The sequence below is a fragment of the Curtobacterium sp. AC273 genome (assembly GCF_979253735.1).
Genome location: NZ_CEEDDU010000011.1, coordinates 91,775 through 109,110, shown reverse-complemented (window position 1 = coordinate 109,110; position 17,336 = coordinate 91,775). Strand labels below are relative to the sequence as shown.

Here is a 17,336-nt window from a genome sequence, read left to right as displayed (position 1 = left end):
AACCGTAGCGCGTCCGGGTGTCGCGTCGGTGGCCCCGTTCCGGGGCACGCGCCCGGGGTGGGCGCGTGCGCGACGCCGGTGGCGGGTGGCAGGGGTGAGCGTCCGACGGCCTGGAGGCGCGGTGCGTGCCCGCCACGCGCCTCCAGGCCGTCGTCCTGGTCCCCGAGGCGGACGGGACCCCGCCGGGGTAGACGACCGACTTCAGGGAGGCCGGGTCGGTGTCGCTCTCGAGGGCCTCGCGGACGTCGTCGAGGCCGAAGCGCCCTGTGACGAGCGAGTCCAGGTCGACCTGCCCCGAGGCGACCAGCTCGATCGCCACCGGCCACGTGTTCGTGTACCGGAAGATGCCGGTGACGGTGACCTCGAGGTTCTGGATGTGCTCGACCGGCAGCGTCATCTCGGAGTTCCCGAGCCCGACGAGCACGGCCGCGCCGGCGAGGCCGACCGCCTTGATGCCGTCGGAGACCGCGCGGGGCGCGCCGCTGGCGTCGATGAACGCGTCCACCGGCACGATGTCGGACGCGACCGACACGACGGTGGGGTCGACGACCTCGGTCGCCCCGTACTGCAAGGCACGCTCGCGGCGTTCGGCGACCAGGTCGCTCACGACGATCCGGGACGCCCCCGAACGCCTTCGCGGCCTGCGCGCAGATGATGCCGATCGGGCCGGCGCCGGCGATGAGGACCGAGGACCCGGGGACGATCCCGGCCTTGCGGACGGCGGCGATGCCGACGGACAGCGGCTCCAGGAGCGCGCCGGCCTCGAACGAGACGGCGTCCGGCAGGACGTGCGCGAACTCGGCCTCGATGGTGACGAACTCGGTGAAGGCCCCGTCGACCGGCGGCGTCGCGTAGAAGCGCATGTGCGGGCAGAGGTTGTAGCGGCCGGCCAGGCGCTGCGCGCAGCGGTGGCAGGGGCGCTGCGGCTCGATGGCCACGCGCTCCCCCACGCGGGACGGGTCGACGCCGTCGCCGACGGCCTCGATCGTGCCGGAGAGCTCGTGGCCGAGCACGAGGGCTCCTCGACGACGAAGTCCCCGATGCGACCGTGTCGGTAGTAGTGCACGTCGGAGCCGCACACGCCGACGGCCGCGACACGGACGAGCACGTCGCCCGGGTCGACCTCGGGGACGGGGCGGTCCTCGACGGTGAGGTCCTGGGTGCCGAGCAGCACGCTCACGCGCTGGTGCTGGGTGGAGGTCATGCGGGTCTCGCTTCCTCGGCCGCGGCGGCGCGGCCGGGCGTGGTGGTGGGGCCGGACGCGGCGGCGCGGCCGGACGGGGGGGGGGGGGGGGGGGGGGGGGGGGGGGGGGGGGGGGGGGGGGGGGGGGGGGGGGGTGGTGGTGGGAGGGTCGTGCTCGTGGGGAGGGTCGCGGGGACGGCCGCCGCGATCCGAGGCCGGGTCGCGCAGCAGGTCGCGGAAGGCGATCTCAGCGGCCCCGTGCACCAGGACGTCACGGCCGAGTGCCGCCGGCACGATCCGGAGGCGGTCGGTCATGCCCGTCATGGACTGCGCGCGGACGTCGTCGACGATGCGGTCCCCGACGTGGTCGAGCAGGACGCCGAGGAATCCTCCGAGCACGACGACCTCGGGGTTCACGGTGTGGATCGCGTTGCGCAGGGCGGTGGCGAGCGCGGCGACCTGACGGTCGACGACCCGCTCGACCTCGGGCCGGCACTCGGCGAGCGCCGCTGCGAGCGCCTCGAGGTCGTCGGGCGGGGTCCCCGTCGCGGCGGTCAGGGTGTCGCGGGACGCCTCGGTCTCGAGGCACCCGACCGCACCGCAGTGGCAGCGGACGCCGTTCGCCGCGACGAAGGTGTGCCCGAGTTCGCCGGCGTAGCCGTCCGCGCCGCTGAGGGGGCGCCCGCCGGTGATGACGCCGCCACCGATGCCGCTCGCACCGCCGTTCAGGTAGACCAGGTCGTCGACGCCCCGGCCGCTGCCGCCGAGCCGCTCCGCCCAGGCGCCGAGGTTGGCGTCGTTGGCGGCGCGCACGGGCAGGCCGGTGCGTGCGGCGAGCGGACCGGCGAGGGGCTCGTCGTGCCAGCCGAGGTGCGGGGCGTACTGCACGGTGCCGTCTTCGACCCGGACGGTGCCGGGGACGGCGACGCCGATGCCGACGAGCCGGAGCGGGGTGGGAGCGCCGGTCGCGGTGGGGACGGCCGGGTCGTCGACGTCCGCCGGGTGCCGGACGCCGTCGAGCAGGGCCGCGACGGTCTCGACGGCCTCGGACGCGGTCGGCGGGCGGTCCTGCGGCGCGACGAGACGTGCGCGGACCGTGCCGTCGAGTCCCACGAGCGCCACGGACACGGCGTCGATCTCCACCGTGACCGCCGCGGCGACCACGTCGGCGGCGGCACGCACGACCGGACTCGGCCGGCCCACCCCCGCGCCGGGTGACCCGGCCGTCGGGAAGCTCCTCGTGCAGCAGGCCCAGGTCGACGAGTTCGCCGACGAGGGTGAGCGTGGTCGACCGGTTCAGCCCGGTGCGCCGGGTGACCTCGGCACGGGTGATCGGCCCCGCCTCGTGCACGAGCCGGAGCACGCGCGCGGCGCTGCCCGGGCTACCCGGGCCCCGGGCGTCGCTCACCGCGACCGCGAGAACGCCGCGTCGAACGAGGCCTCCGGCGGCGCGATCGTGCCGAGTCGGCGCACGAAGGCCAGCGCCTCCGGACCGCCGACGAGCCGGTCCATCCCGGCGTCCTCCCACTCGACGCTGGTCGGCCCGGTGTACCCGATGTGGTTCAGCACGCGGAACACCCGCTCCCACGGCACGTCGCCGTGGCCCGCGGTGACGAAGTCCCACCCGCGGCGGGGGTCGCCCCACGGCAGGTGGCTGCCCAGGCGTCCGTTGCGGCCGTCGAGCTGCTTCACCGACTCCTTGCAGTGCACGTGGTAGACCCGGTCCGCGAAGTCGAGCAGGAACGCCGCGGGGTCGAGGTCCTGCCAGACGAAGTGCGACGGGTCGAAGTTGAACCCGAACGCCGGACGGTCCGCGAAGACCTCCAGCGCGCGCTTCGCGGTCCAGTAGTCGTAGGCGATCTCGGACGGGTGCACCTCGAGCGCGAAGCGGACCCCCACCTCGTCGAAGACGTCGAGGATCGGGGACCAGCGGTCGTGGAAGTCCTGGTAGCCGGCGTCGATCATGCTCGGCGGCACGGGCGGGAAGCCGGCGACGGTCTTCCAGATCGACGAACCGGAGAACCCGGTGACGGTGTCGACCCCGAGCGCGGCGGCGGCGCGGGCGGTCCACTGCAGCTCCTCGGCGGCGCGCTGGCGCACGCCCTCCGGGTCGCCGTCGCCCCACACGTGCGGCGCGAGGATGTCCTCGTGCCGCTGGTCGATCGGGTCGTCGCAGACGGCCTGGCCGGTCAGGTGGTTCGCGATGGTCCAGACGCGCAGGCCGTTGCGCTCGAGGATCGCCTTCCGGTCGGCCACGTAGGCCGCGTCGGTCGCGGCGCGGCGGACGTCGAGGTGGTCGCCCCAGCAGGCGATCTCCAGCCCGTCGTACCCCCACTCGCCGGCGAGGCGCGCGACCTCCTCGAAGGGCAGGTCGGCCCACTGGCCGGTGAACAGGGTGACCGGCCTGGAGGCGCGGGTCGTCTCGGTCTCGTCGGTTCCGTCCGTCGTCGTCATCGTCGTCGTCCTTCCTCGCGGGTGTGCACGGTCACCAGGACTCCGGTCGGGCCCCGGCGGGCACGAGGCTCGGGTCGGTCGACGCGTGACCGCACGTCGACCACGGTGTGCTCACGGCCGGCGGTCGCGACCGCCTCCATCACCTCGAGCACGTGGAACGCCAGGTCGCCGGAGGCGCGGTGCGGACGGTCCGTCGCGATCGCGTGCGCCATGTCGGCGAGCCCGTAGCCGCGGCCCGCGTCGGCGTACCCGGCGTTCACCGGCAGCTCACGCCACTCGCGGTCGTCGGACGTCGCGATCGACACCGGGTCGGAGAACCGGTTCGGGTCCGGCACGGCGAGGCTGCCCGCGGTGCCGTGCACCTCGAACAGCGGTGCCCGGGTGGCCCACACCTCGAACGAGACGGTGACGGTGGAGACCACGCCGCTCTCGTGCTCGAGCACGGCGACGACGTGGGTGTCGACGTCGACGGGGATGGGCGCGCCGGCGAACGGGCCGGTCGCGATGGTGCGCTCCCGGGTGGACCGGGTGGCGCTGCCGCTGACCCGGGCGACCGGGCCGAAGAACTGCACCAGGCTCGTCAGGTAGTACGGGCCCATGTCGAGCAGCGGGCCGCCGCCGGGCTGGTAGTAGAACGCGGGTGCGGGGTGCCAGAGTTCGTGTCCGGGCGCGCTCCACGACACCGCGGCACCGACAGGGTCGCCGATCCGGCCTTCGTCGAGGACGGCACGGGCGGTCTGGATCCCGGTACCGAGCACCGTGTCCGGGGCGCTCCCGACCCGCAGGCCCCGCTCCGCGGCGAGCGCCAGCACCGGCGACGCCTCGGCCGTGGCGAGGGCGAGCGGCTTCTCGCCGTAGACGTGCTTGCCGGCGTGCAGCGCCCGGGTGGCGACCTCGGCGTGCGCCGCCGGGATCGTCAGGTTGAGCACGACGTCGACGTCGTCGGCGGCGAGCAGGTCGTCGACGCTCGTACCCCGGACGCCCTGGGCCGCGCCGACGGCCTGCGCCCGTTCGACGTCGAGGTCGGCGACCGCGGTGAGGGCGAGCCCGGGCAGTGCCGGGAAGTGCTCGAAGTACTGCTGACTGATGTTCCCGACGCCGACGACGCCGACCTTCAGCGGGCTGCCCACAGGAGACCCCTCTCGATGACGGTGCGGAGCGGCTGCGACTCGACGACCTCGAGCCGGTGCCCGGGCGCAGACACGAAGACGCGTCCCTCGCCCCACTGCCGCGTCCAGATCGCGGGCGCGGTGACGGGGCGGTTCCAGGCGTCGAAGTCCCGCGCCTCCTGCGTGGTGGTGGCCAGCACGTCGTTGTACTCGTCGGACAGCACCCAGTACTGCTCGGTGACGAGGTCGAAGTCCTCGATGCCCTGCGTGATGGGGTGCGACCGCCCGAGGTCCGTGATGTGCACGGTGTACGGGATGTAGTTGTCGGACTGCTCGCCGATCCGCTCGGACGGGTGCTTGCCGGCGTGGTGGGCGAACTGCCCGCCGATCATGTGGAGGTAGTCGGCGGTGTTCCGGAACGCGTCCGCGATGCCGCCGTGCCAGCCGGCGAGCCCGGCGCCGTTCAGGACCGCGCGCTGCAGTCCGGCGAACTCGTCGTCGGCGATGGTGGACATCGTGACGACCTGCACGATCAGGTCGACCTCGGCCATGACGGACTCGTCGGCGTAGACGGCCGTCGAGTCCGACACCCGGACCGCGAACCCGTTGTCGCGCAGGAACGGGACGAACAGGTCGGTGGTCTCGACGGGCTGGTGGCCGTCCCAGCCGCCGCGGACGACCAGGGCCTGGCGTGTGCCTTCGGCGGCGGTCACGAAGGTCACCGTCCAGCTGCTGCCGTCGGCGGCGCTGCGTTCGACGGCGTCGAGCACCCGCTGCACGTGCAGGCCGTCCTCGAACGACGGCGACGGGTCGGTGCCGGCGACGATCGCCTCGACGAAGTCCTTCACCTGGTGGCTGAAGGTGTGCTCGTACCCGATGAGGTGTCCGGTGGGCCACCACGCCGCCATGTAGGGGTGCTCGGGTTCGGTGACCAGGATGCGGCGGAAGCCCTGCTCCCCGCGGGTGCCGACGACTCGTACAACCGCAGTTCGTTCATGGACTCGAGGTCGAACTGGATCGCGCCCTCGGACCCGCTGATCTCGAGCGTCAGGCCGTTCTTCCTGCCGGTGGCGTAGCGCGTGGCCTCGAACGTGCCGATCGCGCCGTCGGCCGCACCGCCGCCCAGTCGGGCGGTGAAGAACGCGGCGTCGTCGACCGTGACCTGCCCTCGCTCACTCGACGCCGTGCCGGAGAGTCCGACGCCGTCGGCGAGCAGGGGGCGCTCGGTCACGAAGGTCTCGAGCAGACCCGACACCCGGGTGAGCTCGGCGCCGGTGACGTGCTCGACGAGGTCGATCGCGTGCGCGCCGATGTCGCCGAGCGCACCGGAACCGGCGAGCTCCTTGTCGAGGCGCCAGGTCATCGGGCCGTCCTCGTCGGCGAGCCAGTCCTGCAGGTAGAGCGCGCGGACCTGGCGCACGGTGCCGATCCGGCCGTCCTGCACGAGCTGTCGGGCGAAGGCGATGGCCGGCACCCGGCGGTAGCTGAACCCGACCATGGCGCGGACCCCGTGCGCCCGGGCCGCTGCGGCAGCGGCCGTCATCGCCTCGGCCTGTTCGACGGTGTTGGCGAGCGGCTTCTCGCACAGGACGTGCTTGCCGGCCTCGAGCGCGGCGATCGCGATCTCGACGTGCGACGAACCGGGCGACACGATGTCGACGACGTCGATGTCCGGGTCGGCCACGACGGCGCGCCAGTCGGTCGACGCCGCCTGCCAGCCGTACTGCACGCGAGCGGCCTCGGTGCGTTCCGGGTCGCGCCCGACGATCACCGCCATCTCGGGCTCGACCCCGAGGTCGAAGAACCTGGGGGCGGTCCGCCATGCCTGTGAGTGCGCGGCTCCCATGAAGCCGTGCCCCACCATGGCGATCCGCAGTCGTTCCTGTGCCATCCGCTCGCTCCTTTGCGATCACGTCCTTGCCACAGCCAACACTACCGCTTATGTTGGGCGCGGCAACATTTTGTTTCGACGACGAACGGTGACCACCATGGCAACGACGCCCACCCGTGCAGACAAGTTCTCCTTCGGTCTCTGGACCATCGGCTACAACGGCTCCGACCCCTTCGGCGGACCGACCCGCCCCGCCCTCGACGTGGTCGAGGGTGTCGAGAAGCTCGACGAGCTCGGCGCGTACGGTCTGACCTTCCACGACGACGACCTCTTCGCGTTCGGCTCGACCGACGCCGAGCGCCAGAAGCAGATCGACCGCCTCAAGGGCGCGCTCGAGGCGACCGGGATCATCGTGCCGATGGTCACGACGAACCTCTTCTCCGCCCCGGTCTTCAAGGACGGCGGCTTCACCTCGAACGACCGGCAGGTCCGCCGGTTCGCGCTCCGCAAGGTGCTCCGCAACATCGACCTCGCCGCCGAGCTCGGCGCGTCGACGTTCGTCATGTGGGGCGGCCGCGAGGGTGCCGAGTACGACAGCGCGAAGGACGTGCAGGCCGCGCTCGAGCGCTACCGCGAGGCCGTCGAACCTCCTCGCCCAGTACGTCACCGACAAGGGCTACGGCATCCGGTTCGCCATCGAGCCGAAGCCGAACGAGCCCCGCGGCGACATCCTCCTGCCGACCCTCGGCCACGCCATCGCGTTCACCGAGACCCTCGAGCGCCCGGAGATGTTCGGCATCAACCCCGAGGTCGGCCACGAGCAGATGGCGGGCCTGAACTTCACGGCCGGCATCGCCCAGGCGCTGTACCAGGGCAAGCTCTTCCACATCGACCTCAACGGCCAGCGCGGCATCAAGTACGACCAGGACCTCGTGTTCGGTCACGGCGACCTGCAGAACGCGTTCTCGCTCGTCGACCTGCTCGAGCACGGCGCCCCGCAGGGTGGCCCGGCGTACGACGGCCCGCGCCACTTCGACTACAAGCCGAGCCGCACCGAGGACATCTCGGGCGTCTGGGACTCCGCCGCGGCGAACATGCGCATGTACCTCCTGCTCAAGGAGCGCGCCGAGGCGTTCCGCGCCGACCCCGAGGTGCAGGCCGCGCTCGAGGCCTCGAAGGTCCCCGAGCTCTCGACGCCGACGCTCAACGAGGGCGAGTCGTACGACGCCTTCCTCGCCGACCGCTCCGCCTACGAGGACTTCGACGCCGACGCGTACTTCGGCGGCAAGGGCTTCGGCTTCGTGAAGCTCCAGCAGCTCGCCATCGAGCACCTGATGGGTGCTCGTGGCTGAGCTGGTGGCGGGGGTCGACTCGTCGACCCAGTCCTGCAAGGTCACGATCCGCGACGCGGCGACCGGTGCGGTCGTCCGGGAGGGACGCGCGTCCCACCCGGACGGCACGTCCGTCGACCCCCGCCACTGGTGGGACGCCCTCGGCACCGCCGTGACGGACGCCGGCGGCCTCGACGACGTCGCCGCGGTCGCGATCGCCGGACAGCAGCACGGCATGGTCGTGCTCGACGCCGACGGCCGCGTGGTCCGCGACGCCCTGCTGTGGAACGACGTCCGCAGTGCGGACGCCGCCGCGCAGATGGTCGACGAGCTCGGCCGGGAGGCATGGGTCGCCCGGACGGGACTGGTGCCGGTCGCGTCGTTCACCGGTACCAAGCTGCGCTGGCTCCGCGACGCCGAGCCCGAGAACGCGGCCCGCGTCGCGGCCGTGGCGCTCCCCCACGACTGGCTGTCGTGGCGGCTCCGCGGCTACGGCCCGGCGGACGAGAGCCCGCTCGGCCCCGACCTCGACGCGCTGGCGACGGACGCGTCCGACGCCAGCGGCACGGCCTACTGGGACCCGGTGCGCCGCGAGTACGACCCGGAGCTGTTCGAGCTCGCGCTCGGACGGCCCATGCGTCCCGCGACGACGGGTGACGACGACGCCGTGATCGTCCCCCGCGTCGTCGCACCGGACGAGGCGATGGGCACGCTGTCCGCCGACGTCGAGCTGCCGGGCGGCGCGCTCGCCCGGACGGGGCTCGTCGTCGGCGCCGGACTCGGCGACAACGCCGGGGCAGCGCTCGGCCTCGGACTCGGCCCGGGCGACGTCGCGGTGTCCCTCGGCACGAGCGGCACCGTCTTCGGGGTCAGCGACGCCGAGGTGCGTGACCCGAGCGGGACCGTGGCGGGCTTCGCCGACGAGGAGCGGGTCGCGCCTCCCGATCGTCACGACGCTCAACGCGGCCCGCGTGCTCGAGGTGATCGGACGGCTGCTCGGTGTCGACCACGACGCCCTCGGCGAGCTGGCGCTCACGGCGCCGGCCGGCGCCGACGGGCTCGTGCTCGTGCCGTACTTCGTCGGGGAACGGACGCCGAACCGACCGGACGCGACCGCGTCCCTGCTCGGGATGACCCCGGACACCACGGACCGCGCGCACCTGGCGCGGGCCGCCGTCGAGGGGATGCTCTGCGCCCTCGCCGACGGGCTCGCCGCGGTCGAGGCGACCGGTGTCACCGTGTCGCGGCTGCTGCTCATCGGCGGCGCCGCACGCAACGAGGCCGTCCGCGTCATCGCCGCACAGGTGTTCGGCCGTGCTGTCGAACTGCCCGCTCCCGGCGAGTACGTCGCAGCCGGGGCGGCACGACAGGCGGCCTGGGTCCTCACCGGGGCACTGCCGCAGTGGGACCTCGACACGACGGTCGTGCCGGCGGACCCGCAGCCCGCGGTCCTCGAGCAGTACCGCGCCGCCGCGGCCTGAGCCTCGTCCGCAGTCCGGTTCCTGGCAGGATCGGGCGTACCTGGTCGAAAGTCTCGACCAGGTACGCCCGAATCGACCCGGCACGCCCGAATCCACCTCGCCCGGAGGACACCCATGCCGTTCACCGACCTGCCCCTCGACGCGCTCCGCACCCACCGTGCCGACGTCCGTCGCCCCGCCGACTTCGACGCCTTCTGGGCCGACACGATCGCGTCCGCCCGCGCTGCCGGAGCGGACACCGCCCCGACCCTGGTGCCGGCGGACACCCCGGTGACCGGGCTCGTCATCGAGGACCTCACCTTCCCGGGCTTCGCCGGTGACCCCGTCCGCGCCTGGGTCACGCGCCCCGTCGGCACCACCGGTGACCTGCCGGTCGTGGTCGAGTTCCTCGGGTACAACGGGCGGCCGCGGCCTGCCGGGCGAACGGGTCTCGTGGGCCCTCGCCGGGTACGTGCACGTCGTGATGGACACCCGCGGCCAGGGCAGCGGATGGGGCACCGGCGGCGACACCCCGGACCCGCACGGCTCCGCTCCGCGCGTCGGCGGCTGGATGACCAGCGGCATCACCGACCCCGCCGACCACTACTACCGCCGCGTCTTCACCGACGCCGTCCGCCTGGTCGACGCCATCCGCACCCTGCCCGGCGTCGACCCGGACCGCATCGCCCTGACCGGCGGCAGCCAGGGCGGCGGGATCGCGATCGCCGCCGCCGCGCTCGTCGAGGCGCACGTCGGCCCGATCACCGCCGTGCTGCCCGACGTCGCGTTCCTCTGCGCCTGGGAGTCCGGCACCGCGGTGGCGGTCGGCGGACCGTACCTCGAGCTCGCGACCTACCTGTCCGTGCACCGCGACGCCGCCGAGACCGTGTGGGAGACCGCCGCGTACTTCGACGGGGTGAACCACGCCGCCGGCATCACCGCGCCGGCGCTCTTCTCGGTCGCGCTCATGGACGACGTCGTGCCGCCGCGGACGACCTTCGCCGCGTACAACGCACTCGGCTCGACGGACAAGGCGATCGAGGTGTACCCGTACAACGGGCACGAGGGCGGGGCGTTCCGGCACTGGGAGCGGCAGGTCGCGTTCCTCCGCGAGCGCGGCTGACACCCCCGGTGTCCGCGCGGTCGGGACGGAGTTGCGCCAGATCGCAGGTCGGGCGCGTAGGGATGGTGCACGGGCTCGGTGAGGAGCCCACCGTGGCGGGAGGAGCGTCCGATGCAGGTGCGACCGTTCCACACGGATGCGACGCCGGGCGTGCACCACGTGTTCGACGACTGCACCGACCTGCCGGAGGGGTGCAAGCGCGTGCGCAGCACCCACGGCTGGCCGATGTGCGTGCAGTGTCTCCAGCGGCTGGAGTCCTGACCGGAACGACGGCGACCGGCCGTCCGTAGGGTCGAGGGATGACCTCGGCGATCCCGGCAGTACTCGCACTCATCGCCGGTTCGGCGATCGCGATCGCCGGCCTGGTGCCGTGGGCGGCGCTGCAGGTACCGACGACGCGGGACCTCGGCATCGGCAACGCCGTCCTCGCCTTCCTCGCGGTGGTCTACAGCCTCGCCCTGGTGACCTACACGCTGCTGCCACTGCCCGACACCAGTGAAGTGGCCGCGCTCTGCCGGTCGGCGTCGGGCCCGCAGCTCACGCCGTTCGCCTTCGTCGGGGACATCGCGAAGGAGGGCGGGCTGAGCGGCCCACGGTCGCTGCTCGGCAACCCGGCCGCGGCCCAGGTGGTCTTCAACGTCGTCCTGTTCGTGCCCCTCGGGATGCTCGTCCGGCACGTCTTCCTGCACGGACGGTTCGTCGCCGGCGTGGTGGTCGGGACGGTCGCCGGCTTCGCGGTCTCCCTGCTCATCGAGTGCACGCAGCTCACCGGCGACTGGTTCCTCTACCCCTGCGCCTACCGGTTGTTCGACGTCGACGACCTCTTCGCGAACACGCTCGGCGCCCTGGTCGGCACCCTCGTCTCGCCGGTGCTGTGGATCCTGACCCGGCACCGCGGGGACTCGACGGCGGGCATGCCCCGGCCGGTGACGGTGTGGCGTCGGGGCTTCGGCATGTTCTGCGACCTGCTCGCGGTCACGCTGACCTCCGGTGCGCTGGTCTCCGTCACGAGTCTCGGCTTCGCCCTGGCCGGGCACGACCAGGATGCGACGCTCCCGAGCGTCGTGCTCGCGACGCTGCCGTTCGTCGCGCCGGCCCTCCAGCTGGTCCTCGTGCTGACGACCGGACGCACCCTCGGCGAAGCCGTCGTCCGGCTGCGCCCGGAACCGCATCCGTCCGGGTGGCAGCGTCTGGTGCGGTGGGCGGCCGGCTCCGGCGGGTGGGCCACGGTCTCCGCCGCCGCCTTCCCCCTGTCCGGTCTGCTCGCCTTCGCACTCGCCGTCGCGGCGCTCATCGGTCTGGTCGCGACCCGTGACCGCCGTGGGTTCGCGAACGCGGTGGCGCGGTTGGGTGTGCAGGACGAGCGCGCGTCGGACGAGGCGGCGCGGCGCGAGGGCGCGGCCGACGTGACCAACTGACGGCCTTGGAGGCACGGTGCGGGCCCGCCAAGCGCCTCCAGGCCCGCGGGCGGTGCCGACCAGGTCACCGGCCGTGTCCGCCGGGGCTCCGCGCGCGCGGCACCCCTCATCGGCCTCGGGTGACCGCTGCCCACCGATCGGCGACGATGTGGATGCCGGTCTCCCGCCACCACGGCAGCGAGACGTGCCCGGACGACATGCCGCCGTGCGCGAACCGTTCGACGAACACGCTGTCGCGTGCGCGGTCGTCGATCGATGCACCGGTCTCGTCCTGCACGGCGTCGCGGACGAGCTGACGCAGCGTGAACACGTCGGCCGGCAGGGGCGTCTGCGCGAGTCGCTCGCGCAACGCCGCCCACAACCAGGGATCCCCACGGAACCCGAACTGCGTCGGTGGTCGTTCGAAGAGGTCGCCGACCGTCATCGGTGTCGCGTCCGCACCCATGCGACCATCATCGGGGCGGTCAGCGGTCGACCGGCGGTGTCCAGACCGGGGTGTCGCTGACGGCCTCGGCGATGCGCCGGCTGACGACACCGAGCTGGCGGGCCTGCGCCGCGGAGAGCGACTCGAACACCAGGCTCCGGACGAGGGCGTGATGCGCCGGGGTCGAGCGCGCGACCTGCTCGTGGCCGTCGTCGGTGAGCACGGCCAGGGTGAAGCGCCCGTCACCCGGGTCGACGAGGCGCCGTACCCACCCCTTCGCCTCGAGCCGGGTGACTGCCCGGGACAGCCGCGAGAGGGTGCAGCTGGCGTACCCGGCGAGGACGCTCATCCGCAGGGTCCGCTCCGGCGCCCGGTCGAGGGCGAAGAGCACCCCGTGTTCGAAGTGGGTCACACCGCTGTCCCGCTGCAGCTGCGCGTCGAGGGCGGTCGGCAGCCGCTCCAACAGGGTGGCGAGCGCGGCCCAGACCTCGAGCTGCTCATCGGTGAGTCCGTCGGTGTCCGTCACGCTCCGAGGGTACCAGCATGACTTGCCTGGGCAAGTGACCACGACTACTGTCACTTGCCTAGGCAAGTCACGACGACGAGGAGCAGACGTGGAACTGGGACTGCAGGGCAGGACGGCGTTCATCAGCGGGTCGACGCAGGGGATCGGGTACGCGGTCGCCGCGTCCCTCGCCACCGAGGGTGTCCGGGTGGTGCTGAACGGGCGGGACCCGGCGCGGGTCGGTGCAGCGGTCGACCGACTCCGGCAGGAGCGTCCGGACGCGGACGTCTCGGGGATCGCGGCGGACTTCGGTGCACCGGACGAGGTCGAGCGGCTCCTCGCCCGCCTCGACGACGACGGGGTCGAGGTCGACGTCCTGGTGAACAACGTCGGGCTGTTCGGCCTCGCCGACTTCGAGTCCGTCACCGACGCCGACTGGGCGCGGTACCTCGACGTCAACCTGATGAGCGGGGTCCGGCTGTCGCGACACCTCCTCACCCCGATGCTCGCGCGCGGGTGGGGGCGCATCGTGTTCGTCAGCAGCGAGTCCGGCGTGAACGTGCCGGCGGACATGGTGCACTACGGCGTGACGAAGGCCGCACAGCTCGCGCTCGCGAACGGCCTCGCGAAGCGCACCCGCGGCACGGCGGTCACGGTCAACAGCGTCCTCGGCGGCCCGACCTACTCGGACGGGGTCGCAGCGACGATCGAGTCGATCGCCGCGGCGCAGTCGGTCCCCGCGACCGCCGTGCGCGACGCCGTCATCGCGCAGAACCGCACCACGTTGCTCGAGCGGTTCATCGAGCCGTCCGAGATCGCCGACCTGGTCACCTGGCTGGCGAGCCCGCGGTCGTCGGCGACGAACGGCGCAGCGCTCCGGGGGGCGGACGGCGGGGTCCTGACGGGCATGCTCTAGAGCCGGAGGTCGGCGCCGCGTCGGACGATGTCCTCGGCGACCTCCCGGATCCCCCGTCCGGCGCCCTGGCCGGCACGCCGGATCAGCTGGAACGCCTCGTCGATCCGCACCCCGCGTCGGTGGGCGAGCGCTCCCTTCGCCTGCTCGACCGTCACGCGCGCCTCGATCGCATCCTCCACCTGCTCGTCGAGGGTGCGCAGGGTCCGGTGCCGCGCTGCCGTGCGAGTGCCGCCGACGCGGCGTCGGCGAGGAGCTGGAGGAGCACCACGTCGCGATCGTCGTGCCCTCGGCCGTGGTCGGCGAAGACGCAGAGCGACCCGATCGTGGCGGCACGCAACCGGATCGGCTCCGCGAAGGTCCCGACGAGGCCGCGCTCCCGCATCGTCCGCACGAACGTCGGCCACTCCGCCTCGTGCGTCGAGACGTCCGGCACGTCGATGGTCTTCCCGCTCCGGTGGCAGTCCAGGCAGGGGCCCTCGTCCGTCCCGAGCTGGGCCTCTTCCGCGTCGCTCGACCGCTCACTCGTCGAGGCGATCACGTGGAGGGTGCCGTCGGCGTCGGCGAGGACGATCCCGGCCTCGGTCTCCGAGGTGAACCGGACGCAGGCGTCGATCACCCGGTCCATCGCGTCGATGACGTCGAGCGACGGGTCGAGGACGGCTCCGAGCGCACGGGTGAGGTGGTCGAACCGGTCCTGGCCGTCGTCTGCTCCGTTCGTCGCCATGCACCCGACCGTACGACGGGCGCGCTGGTCGCGGCCGGAGGAGTGCGTGTTCCGCACCGTCCGCGCGATGCGTACACGGCGGCAGCCGTCCTGGTGGACGGATCGACGAGCGTGTGGCACGGTTTCACGACCCCCGAACGGGTCACCGTCCGGACACCTCGACGACGAAGGGACATCCCGTGCTCAGCACGTACCAGGGCCTTCCCGACAGCAGCCGCGCACCGGGTCACACCGTGCGTCCGGCCTCACCGACCCGGCCGTCCTGCAGGCCTACGTCGAGCACCGCGTGGCCGACCCGTCGCTCCTGTCGAGCCCCGCGGGCCCTCGTACGCCGACTTCTTCGTCGCGCCGACCCCGTAGGGAGCCAGCACGGCGAGGACCGGGAACCATGCGACCCCTCGGCCTCCTGCTGGAGGCCGGGGCCGCACGGATCCCGGTCACCGCGTCAGATGCGCTCCCAGGTGACGATCCGACGGTCGGCGGCCACGACCTCGCGGACCGGACCCGTCACGCGGACCACGGCGCGGTCCGTGGCGGAGCCGGGGACGGGCGCTGGACCGGAGGCCGTGCCGTGCGCGACGATGCCGCCGGAGTCCACCGCGCCTCCAGGCCGTGACGCCGCCGCGTGGGACGCGACCCACACCTCGACGTCTCCCGGCTCGACGACGCGACGCAGGTCGCGACCGCTGAACGCGAAGCGCTGGACCGGCACGTCGAACCGCACGCGGGTCGACTCCCCCGCCCCGAGGGCGACGCGCGCGTAGCCGAGGAGCTGCACGAGGGCCTGGTGACCGACCCGTGCACGTCGTGGCCGTAGAGCTGGACGACGTCCTCCCCGGGCGCTCCCCGGTGTTCGTGACGGTGACGGTCGCGGTGAACGCGCACCTCCGTGCCGACCGTCTCGTCGACCTCGAGGTCGGTGTACGCGAACGACGTGTACCCGAGCCCGAACCCGAACGGACGGACCGGGGTCGAGTCGGCGGCGGTGACGTCGGACGGACCGCCGAGCCGCGGGTGCAGGTACGTGTACGGCTGCGCCCCGGCCGCACGCGGCAGGGAGACGGGCAGGCGACCGGACGGTGCTGCGGCGCCGGTGAGGAGGTCGGCGATGGCCGGACCACCGCCCTCGCCGGGGAAGAACGCCTGCACGACGGCGGCAGGGCGCCGGCGCGCGACGTCTCCGGAGCCGGCCGGAGCGTCGTCCAGCGCCCAGCCGATCGCGTACGGTCGGCCGGTCAGCAGCACCATGACGGTCGGGGTGCCGGTGGCGACGACCGCCTCGACCAGCTCGCGCTGCACGCCGGGCAGGTCGAGCGACGCGGTGTCGTTGCCCTCGCCGACGGTCCCCCGGCCGAACAGTCCGGCCTGGTCGCCGACGACGACCACCGCGACGTCCGACGCGCGCGCCACGGCGACGGCCTCGTCGATGTCCGACCGGTCGGTTCCGCTGACGGAGCAGCCGACGGCGAACCGGACGGCTGCGGCGCCGAGGGGCTGCTCGAGGGCCTCACGGACGGTGGGGATCGCGAAGCCGAGGGGCAGGTCGGGGTGCGAGGCGAGGACGTGGTTCGCGAACGAGTAGCAGCCCTGCAGGGCCTCGGCGCGGTCGGCGTTCGGGCCGATCAGGGCGACGGACGTGCCGGGTGCGAGGGGCAGGACGGGCGCGGGCGCCGGCACCCCGCCGTGGCGGCCTGCGCGTCCCCGTCGACCACGGACGCGGTGGGCGGCTCGTTCGACAGCAGCACGAGCGACCGTGCCGCGAGCCGCTGGGCGAGCTCGCGGTGCCGGGGCGTGTCGAGGTCGATCCCGGTGGGGGCGTCCTCGGCGAAAGCGTCCGGGTCGAGCAGCCCGAGGCGCTCCTTCTGCCGGAGCACCCGGAGCACGGCGCGGTCCACGAGTGCCTCGTCGACCAGTCCCGCACGGACCCGCTCGATCAGCGGGGCGAGGTACGCGTCACCGGTCGGGAGTTCGACGTCCACCCCCGCCGACAGTGCCAGCGCCGCGGCTTCGCCACGGTCGGCGGCGATACCGTGCATGACCTCGAGGAACGCGACCGAGAAGTAGTCCGCGACGACCGTCCCCTCGAACCCGAGCTGGTTCCGGAGCAGGTCGGTCAGGAGCGCACCGTCCGCGGCGACGGGCACCCCGTCGATCTCCGCGTAGGAGTTCATCACGCTGCGCGCGCCCCCGTCGCGGATCGCCATCTCGAACGGCGGCAGGAAGGTGTCGGCGACCTCGCGGGGACCGGCGTGCACGGGGGCGTGGTTCCGCCCCGCCTGCGACGCCGAGTACCCGAGGAAGTGCTTCAGCGTCGCGTCGACCCCGGCGCTCTGCAGGCCCCGGACGTACGCGGTGCCGACGGTGCCGACCAGGTACGGGTCCTCGCCGATGCACTCGTCGACCCGGCCCCAGCGCGGGTCGCGGATGACGTCGAGGACGGGCGCGAGGCCCTGGTGCACGCCCAGCTGCCGCATCGAGGAACCGATGGCGGCGCCGACCTGCTCCACCAGCTCGGGGTCGAAGGCGGCGCCCCACGCGAGCGGCGTTGGGAAGGTCGCGGCCTTCCACGCGGCGAGCCCGGTGAGGCACTCCTCGTGGACGAGCGCGGGGATCCCGAGCCGGGTCTCGCGCTGCAGACGGCGCTGCTCCGCCCACAACCAGGCGGCGCGTTCGTCGGGTTCGACGGGACGGGTGCCGTACACGCGGGTGAACTGGCCGATGCCGTGCCGGGTGATGTCGGCGAGGGTGCCGCCGTCGTGCGCGGCGGCCATCTCGCCCTGCATCGGGGCGACGACGCCGTTCTGGTCGAGCCAGTAGCCGACGAGCTGCGCCGTCTTCTCCTCGAGGGTCATGGCGGC

10 protein-coding genes and 8 pseudogenes are annotated in these 17,336 nt (G+C 73.4%); 6 read left to right on the top strand and 12 right to left on the bottom strand.

Going from position 1 to position 17,336, the window contains the following annotated elements; all coding sequences use genetic code 11:
- Nucleotides 1–181: 181 nt before the first annotated feature.
- From ACZ8AI_RS18930 to ACZ8AI_RS18900, 7 genes and pseudogenes are all read right to left on the bottom strand, one after another.
- Nucleotides 182–1,204, bottom strand: a pseudogene (locus ACZ8AI_RS18930) (NAD(P)-dependent alcohol dehydrogenase); the annotation flags it as partial.
- A 279-nt stretch (nucleotides 1,205–1,483) separates the two neighbouring features.
- Nucleotides 1,484–2,071, bottom strand: a pseudogene (locus ACZ8AI_RS18925) (ROK family protein); the annotation flags it as partial.
- A 391-nt stretch (nucleotides 2,072–2,462) separates the two neighbouring features.
- Nucleotides 2,463–2,534, bottom strand: a pseudogene (locus ACZ8AI_RS18920) (hypothetical protein); the annotation flags it as partial.
- 53 nt (nucleotides 2,535–2,587) lie between these two features.
- The gene (locus tag ACZ8AI_RS18915) at nucleotides 2,588–3,637 is read right to left on the bottom strand and encodes a sugar phosphate isomerase/epimerase family protein (protein WP_464859433.1); all 1,050 of its coding nucleotides are present in this window, start codon (nucleotides 3,635–3,637) and stop codon (nucleotides 2,588–2,590) included.
- Nucleotides 3,634–4,767, bottom strand: a complete 1,134-nt coding sequence (locus ACZ8AI_RS18910; RefSeq protein ID WP_464859432.1) for a Gfo/Idh/MocA family protein — start codon at nucleotides 4,765–4,767, stop codon at nucleotides 3,634–3,636. Before ACZ8AI_RS18910 ends, ACZ8AI_RS18915 begins: the two co-directional genes overlap by 4 nt.
- A complete protein-coding gene (locus ACZ8AI_RS18905) occupies nucleotides 4,752–5,459 on the bottom strand; it encodes a ThuA domain-containing protein (RefSeq protein WP_464859472.1) in 708 nt (235 codons plus the stop codon). Before ACZ8AI_RS18905 ends, ACZ8AI_RS18910 begins: the two co-directional genes overlap by 16 nt.
- A gap of 9 nt (nucleotides 5,460–5,468) precedes the next feature.
- Nucleotides 5,469–6,610: pseudogene (locus ACZ8AI_RS18900) on the bottom strand (Gfo/Idh/MocA family protein); the annotation flags it as partial.
- A 124-nt stretch (nucleotides 6,611–6,734) separates the two neighbouring features.
- On the opposite strand from ACZ8AI_RS18900, the pseudogene xylA reads away from it, so the two are divergent.
- The 4 genes and pseudogenes from xylA (at nucleotide 6,735) to ACZ8AI_RS18880 (ending at nucleotide 11,909) form a co-directional block, all read left to right on the top strand.
- Nucleotides 6,735–7,929: pseudogene (gene xylA, locus ACZ8AI_RS18895) on the top strand (xylose isomerase).
- A pseudogene (xylB, locus tag ACZ8AI_RS18890) lies at nucleotides 7,916–9,389 on the top strand (xylulokinase). Before xylA ends, xylB begins: the two co-directional pseudogenes overlap by 14 nt.
- A 114-nt stretch (nucleotides 9,390–9,503) precedes the next feature.
- Nucleotides 9,504–10,491, top strand: a pseudogene (locus tag ACZ8AI_RS18885) (acetylxylan esterase).
- A 299-nt stretch (nucleotides 10,492–10,790) separates the two neighbouring features.
- Entirely contained in the window at nucleotides 10,791–11,909 is a 1,119-nt protein-coding gene (locus tag ACZ8AI_RS18880; protein WP_464859431.1) for a VanZ family protein, read from the top strand.
- A 106-nt stretch (nucleotides 11,910–12,015) separates the two neighbouring features.
- Here the strand turns inward: ACZ8AI_RS18880 and ACZ8AI_RS18875 are convergent, their stop codons facing one another.
- Nucleotides 12,016–12,354: a hypothetical protein gene (locus ACZ8AI_RS18875; RefSeq protein ID WP_464859430.1), complete on the bottom strand. Its 339-nt coding sequence runs from the start codon at nucleotides 12,352–12,354 to the stop codon at nucleotides 12,016–12,018.
- 19 nt (nucleotides 12,355–12,373) lie between these two features.
- Nucleotides 12,374–12,859 carry a MarR family winged helix-turn-helix transcriptional regulator gene (locus ACZ8AI_RS18870; protein WP_464859429.1) on the bottom strand — a complete coding sequence of 162 codons (486 nt, stop codon included), beginning with the start codon at nucleotides 12,857–12,859 and terminating at the stop codon, nucleotides 12,374–12,376.
- 88 nt (nucleotides 12,860–12,947) lie between these two features.
- Here ACZ8AI_RS18870 and ACZ8AI_RS18865 point away from each other — a divergent pair, with 88 nt between their 5' ends.
- Nucleotides 12,948–13,754, top strand: coding sequence for an SDR family NAD(P)-dependent oxidoreductase (locus ACZ8AI_RS18865; protein ID WP_464859428.1), 807 nt, complete (start codon nucleotides 12,948–12,950; stop codon nucleotides 13,752–13,754).
- Here ACZ8AI_RS18865 and ACZ8AI_RS18860 read toward each other — a convergent pair.
- Both ACZ8AI_RS18860 and ACZ8AI_RS18855 read right to left on the bottom strand, forming a co-directional pair.
- Nucleotides 13,751–13,909 (bottom strand): ANTAR domain-containing protein, encoded by a 159-nt coding sequence (locus ACZ8AI_RS18860; RefSeq protein WP_464859427.1) that lies wholly within the window; start codon nucleotides 13,907–13,909, stop codon nucleotides 13,751–13,753. The genes ACZ8AI_RS18865 and ACZ8AI_RS18860 overlap by 4 nt on opposite strands.
- Nucleotides 13,906–14,478: a GAF domain-containing protein gene (locus tag ACZ8AI_RS18855; protein WP_464859426.1), complete on the bottom strand. Its 573-nt coding sequence runs from the start codon at nucleotides 14,476–14,478 to the stop codon at nucleotides 13,906–13,908. The genes ACZ8AI_RS18860 and ACZ8AI_RS18855 overlap by 4 nt, the downstream gene beginning before the upstream one ends.
- A gap of 111 nt (nucleotides 14,479–14,589) precedes the next feature.
- On the opposite strand from ACZ8AI_RS18855, the gene ACZ8AI_RS18850 reads away from it, so the two are divergent.
- Nucleotides 14,590–14,838 carry a hypothetical protein gene (locus ACZ8AI_RS18850; RefSeq protein ID WP_464859425.1) on the top strand — a complete coding sequence of 83 codons (249 nt, stop codon included), beginning with the start codon at nucleotides 14,590–14,592 and terminating at the stop codon, nucleotides 14,836–14,838.
- 85 nt (nucleotides 14,839–14,923) lie between these two features.
- Here ACZ8AI_RS18850 and ACZ8AI_RS18845 read toward each other — a convergent pair.
- Nucleotides 14,924–17,330, bottom strand: a pseudogene (locus ACZ8AI_RS18845) (beta-xylosidase/alpha-l-arabinosidase).
- Nucleotides 17,331–17,336 lie beyond the last annotated feature (6 nt).

Coding starts and splice junctions, on each gene's coding strand:
- ACZ8AI_RS18915 (WP_464859433.1), bottom strand. CDS start 3,637: ATGACGACGACGGACGGAACCGACGAGACCGAGACGACCCGCGCCTCC.
- ACZ8AI_RS18880 (WP_464859431.1), top strand. CDS start 10,791: ATGACCTCGGCGATCCCGGCAGTACTCGCACTCATCGCCGGTTCGGCG.
- ACZ8AI_RS18875 (WP_464859430.1), bottom strand. CDS start 12,354: ATGGGTGCGGACGCGACACCGATGACGGTCGGCGACCTCTTCGAACGA.
- ACZ8AI_RS18855 (WP_464859426.1), bottom strand. CDS start 14,478: ATGGCGACGAACGGAGCAGACGACGGCCAGGACCGGTTCGACCACCTC.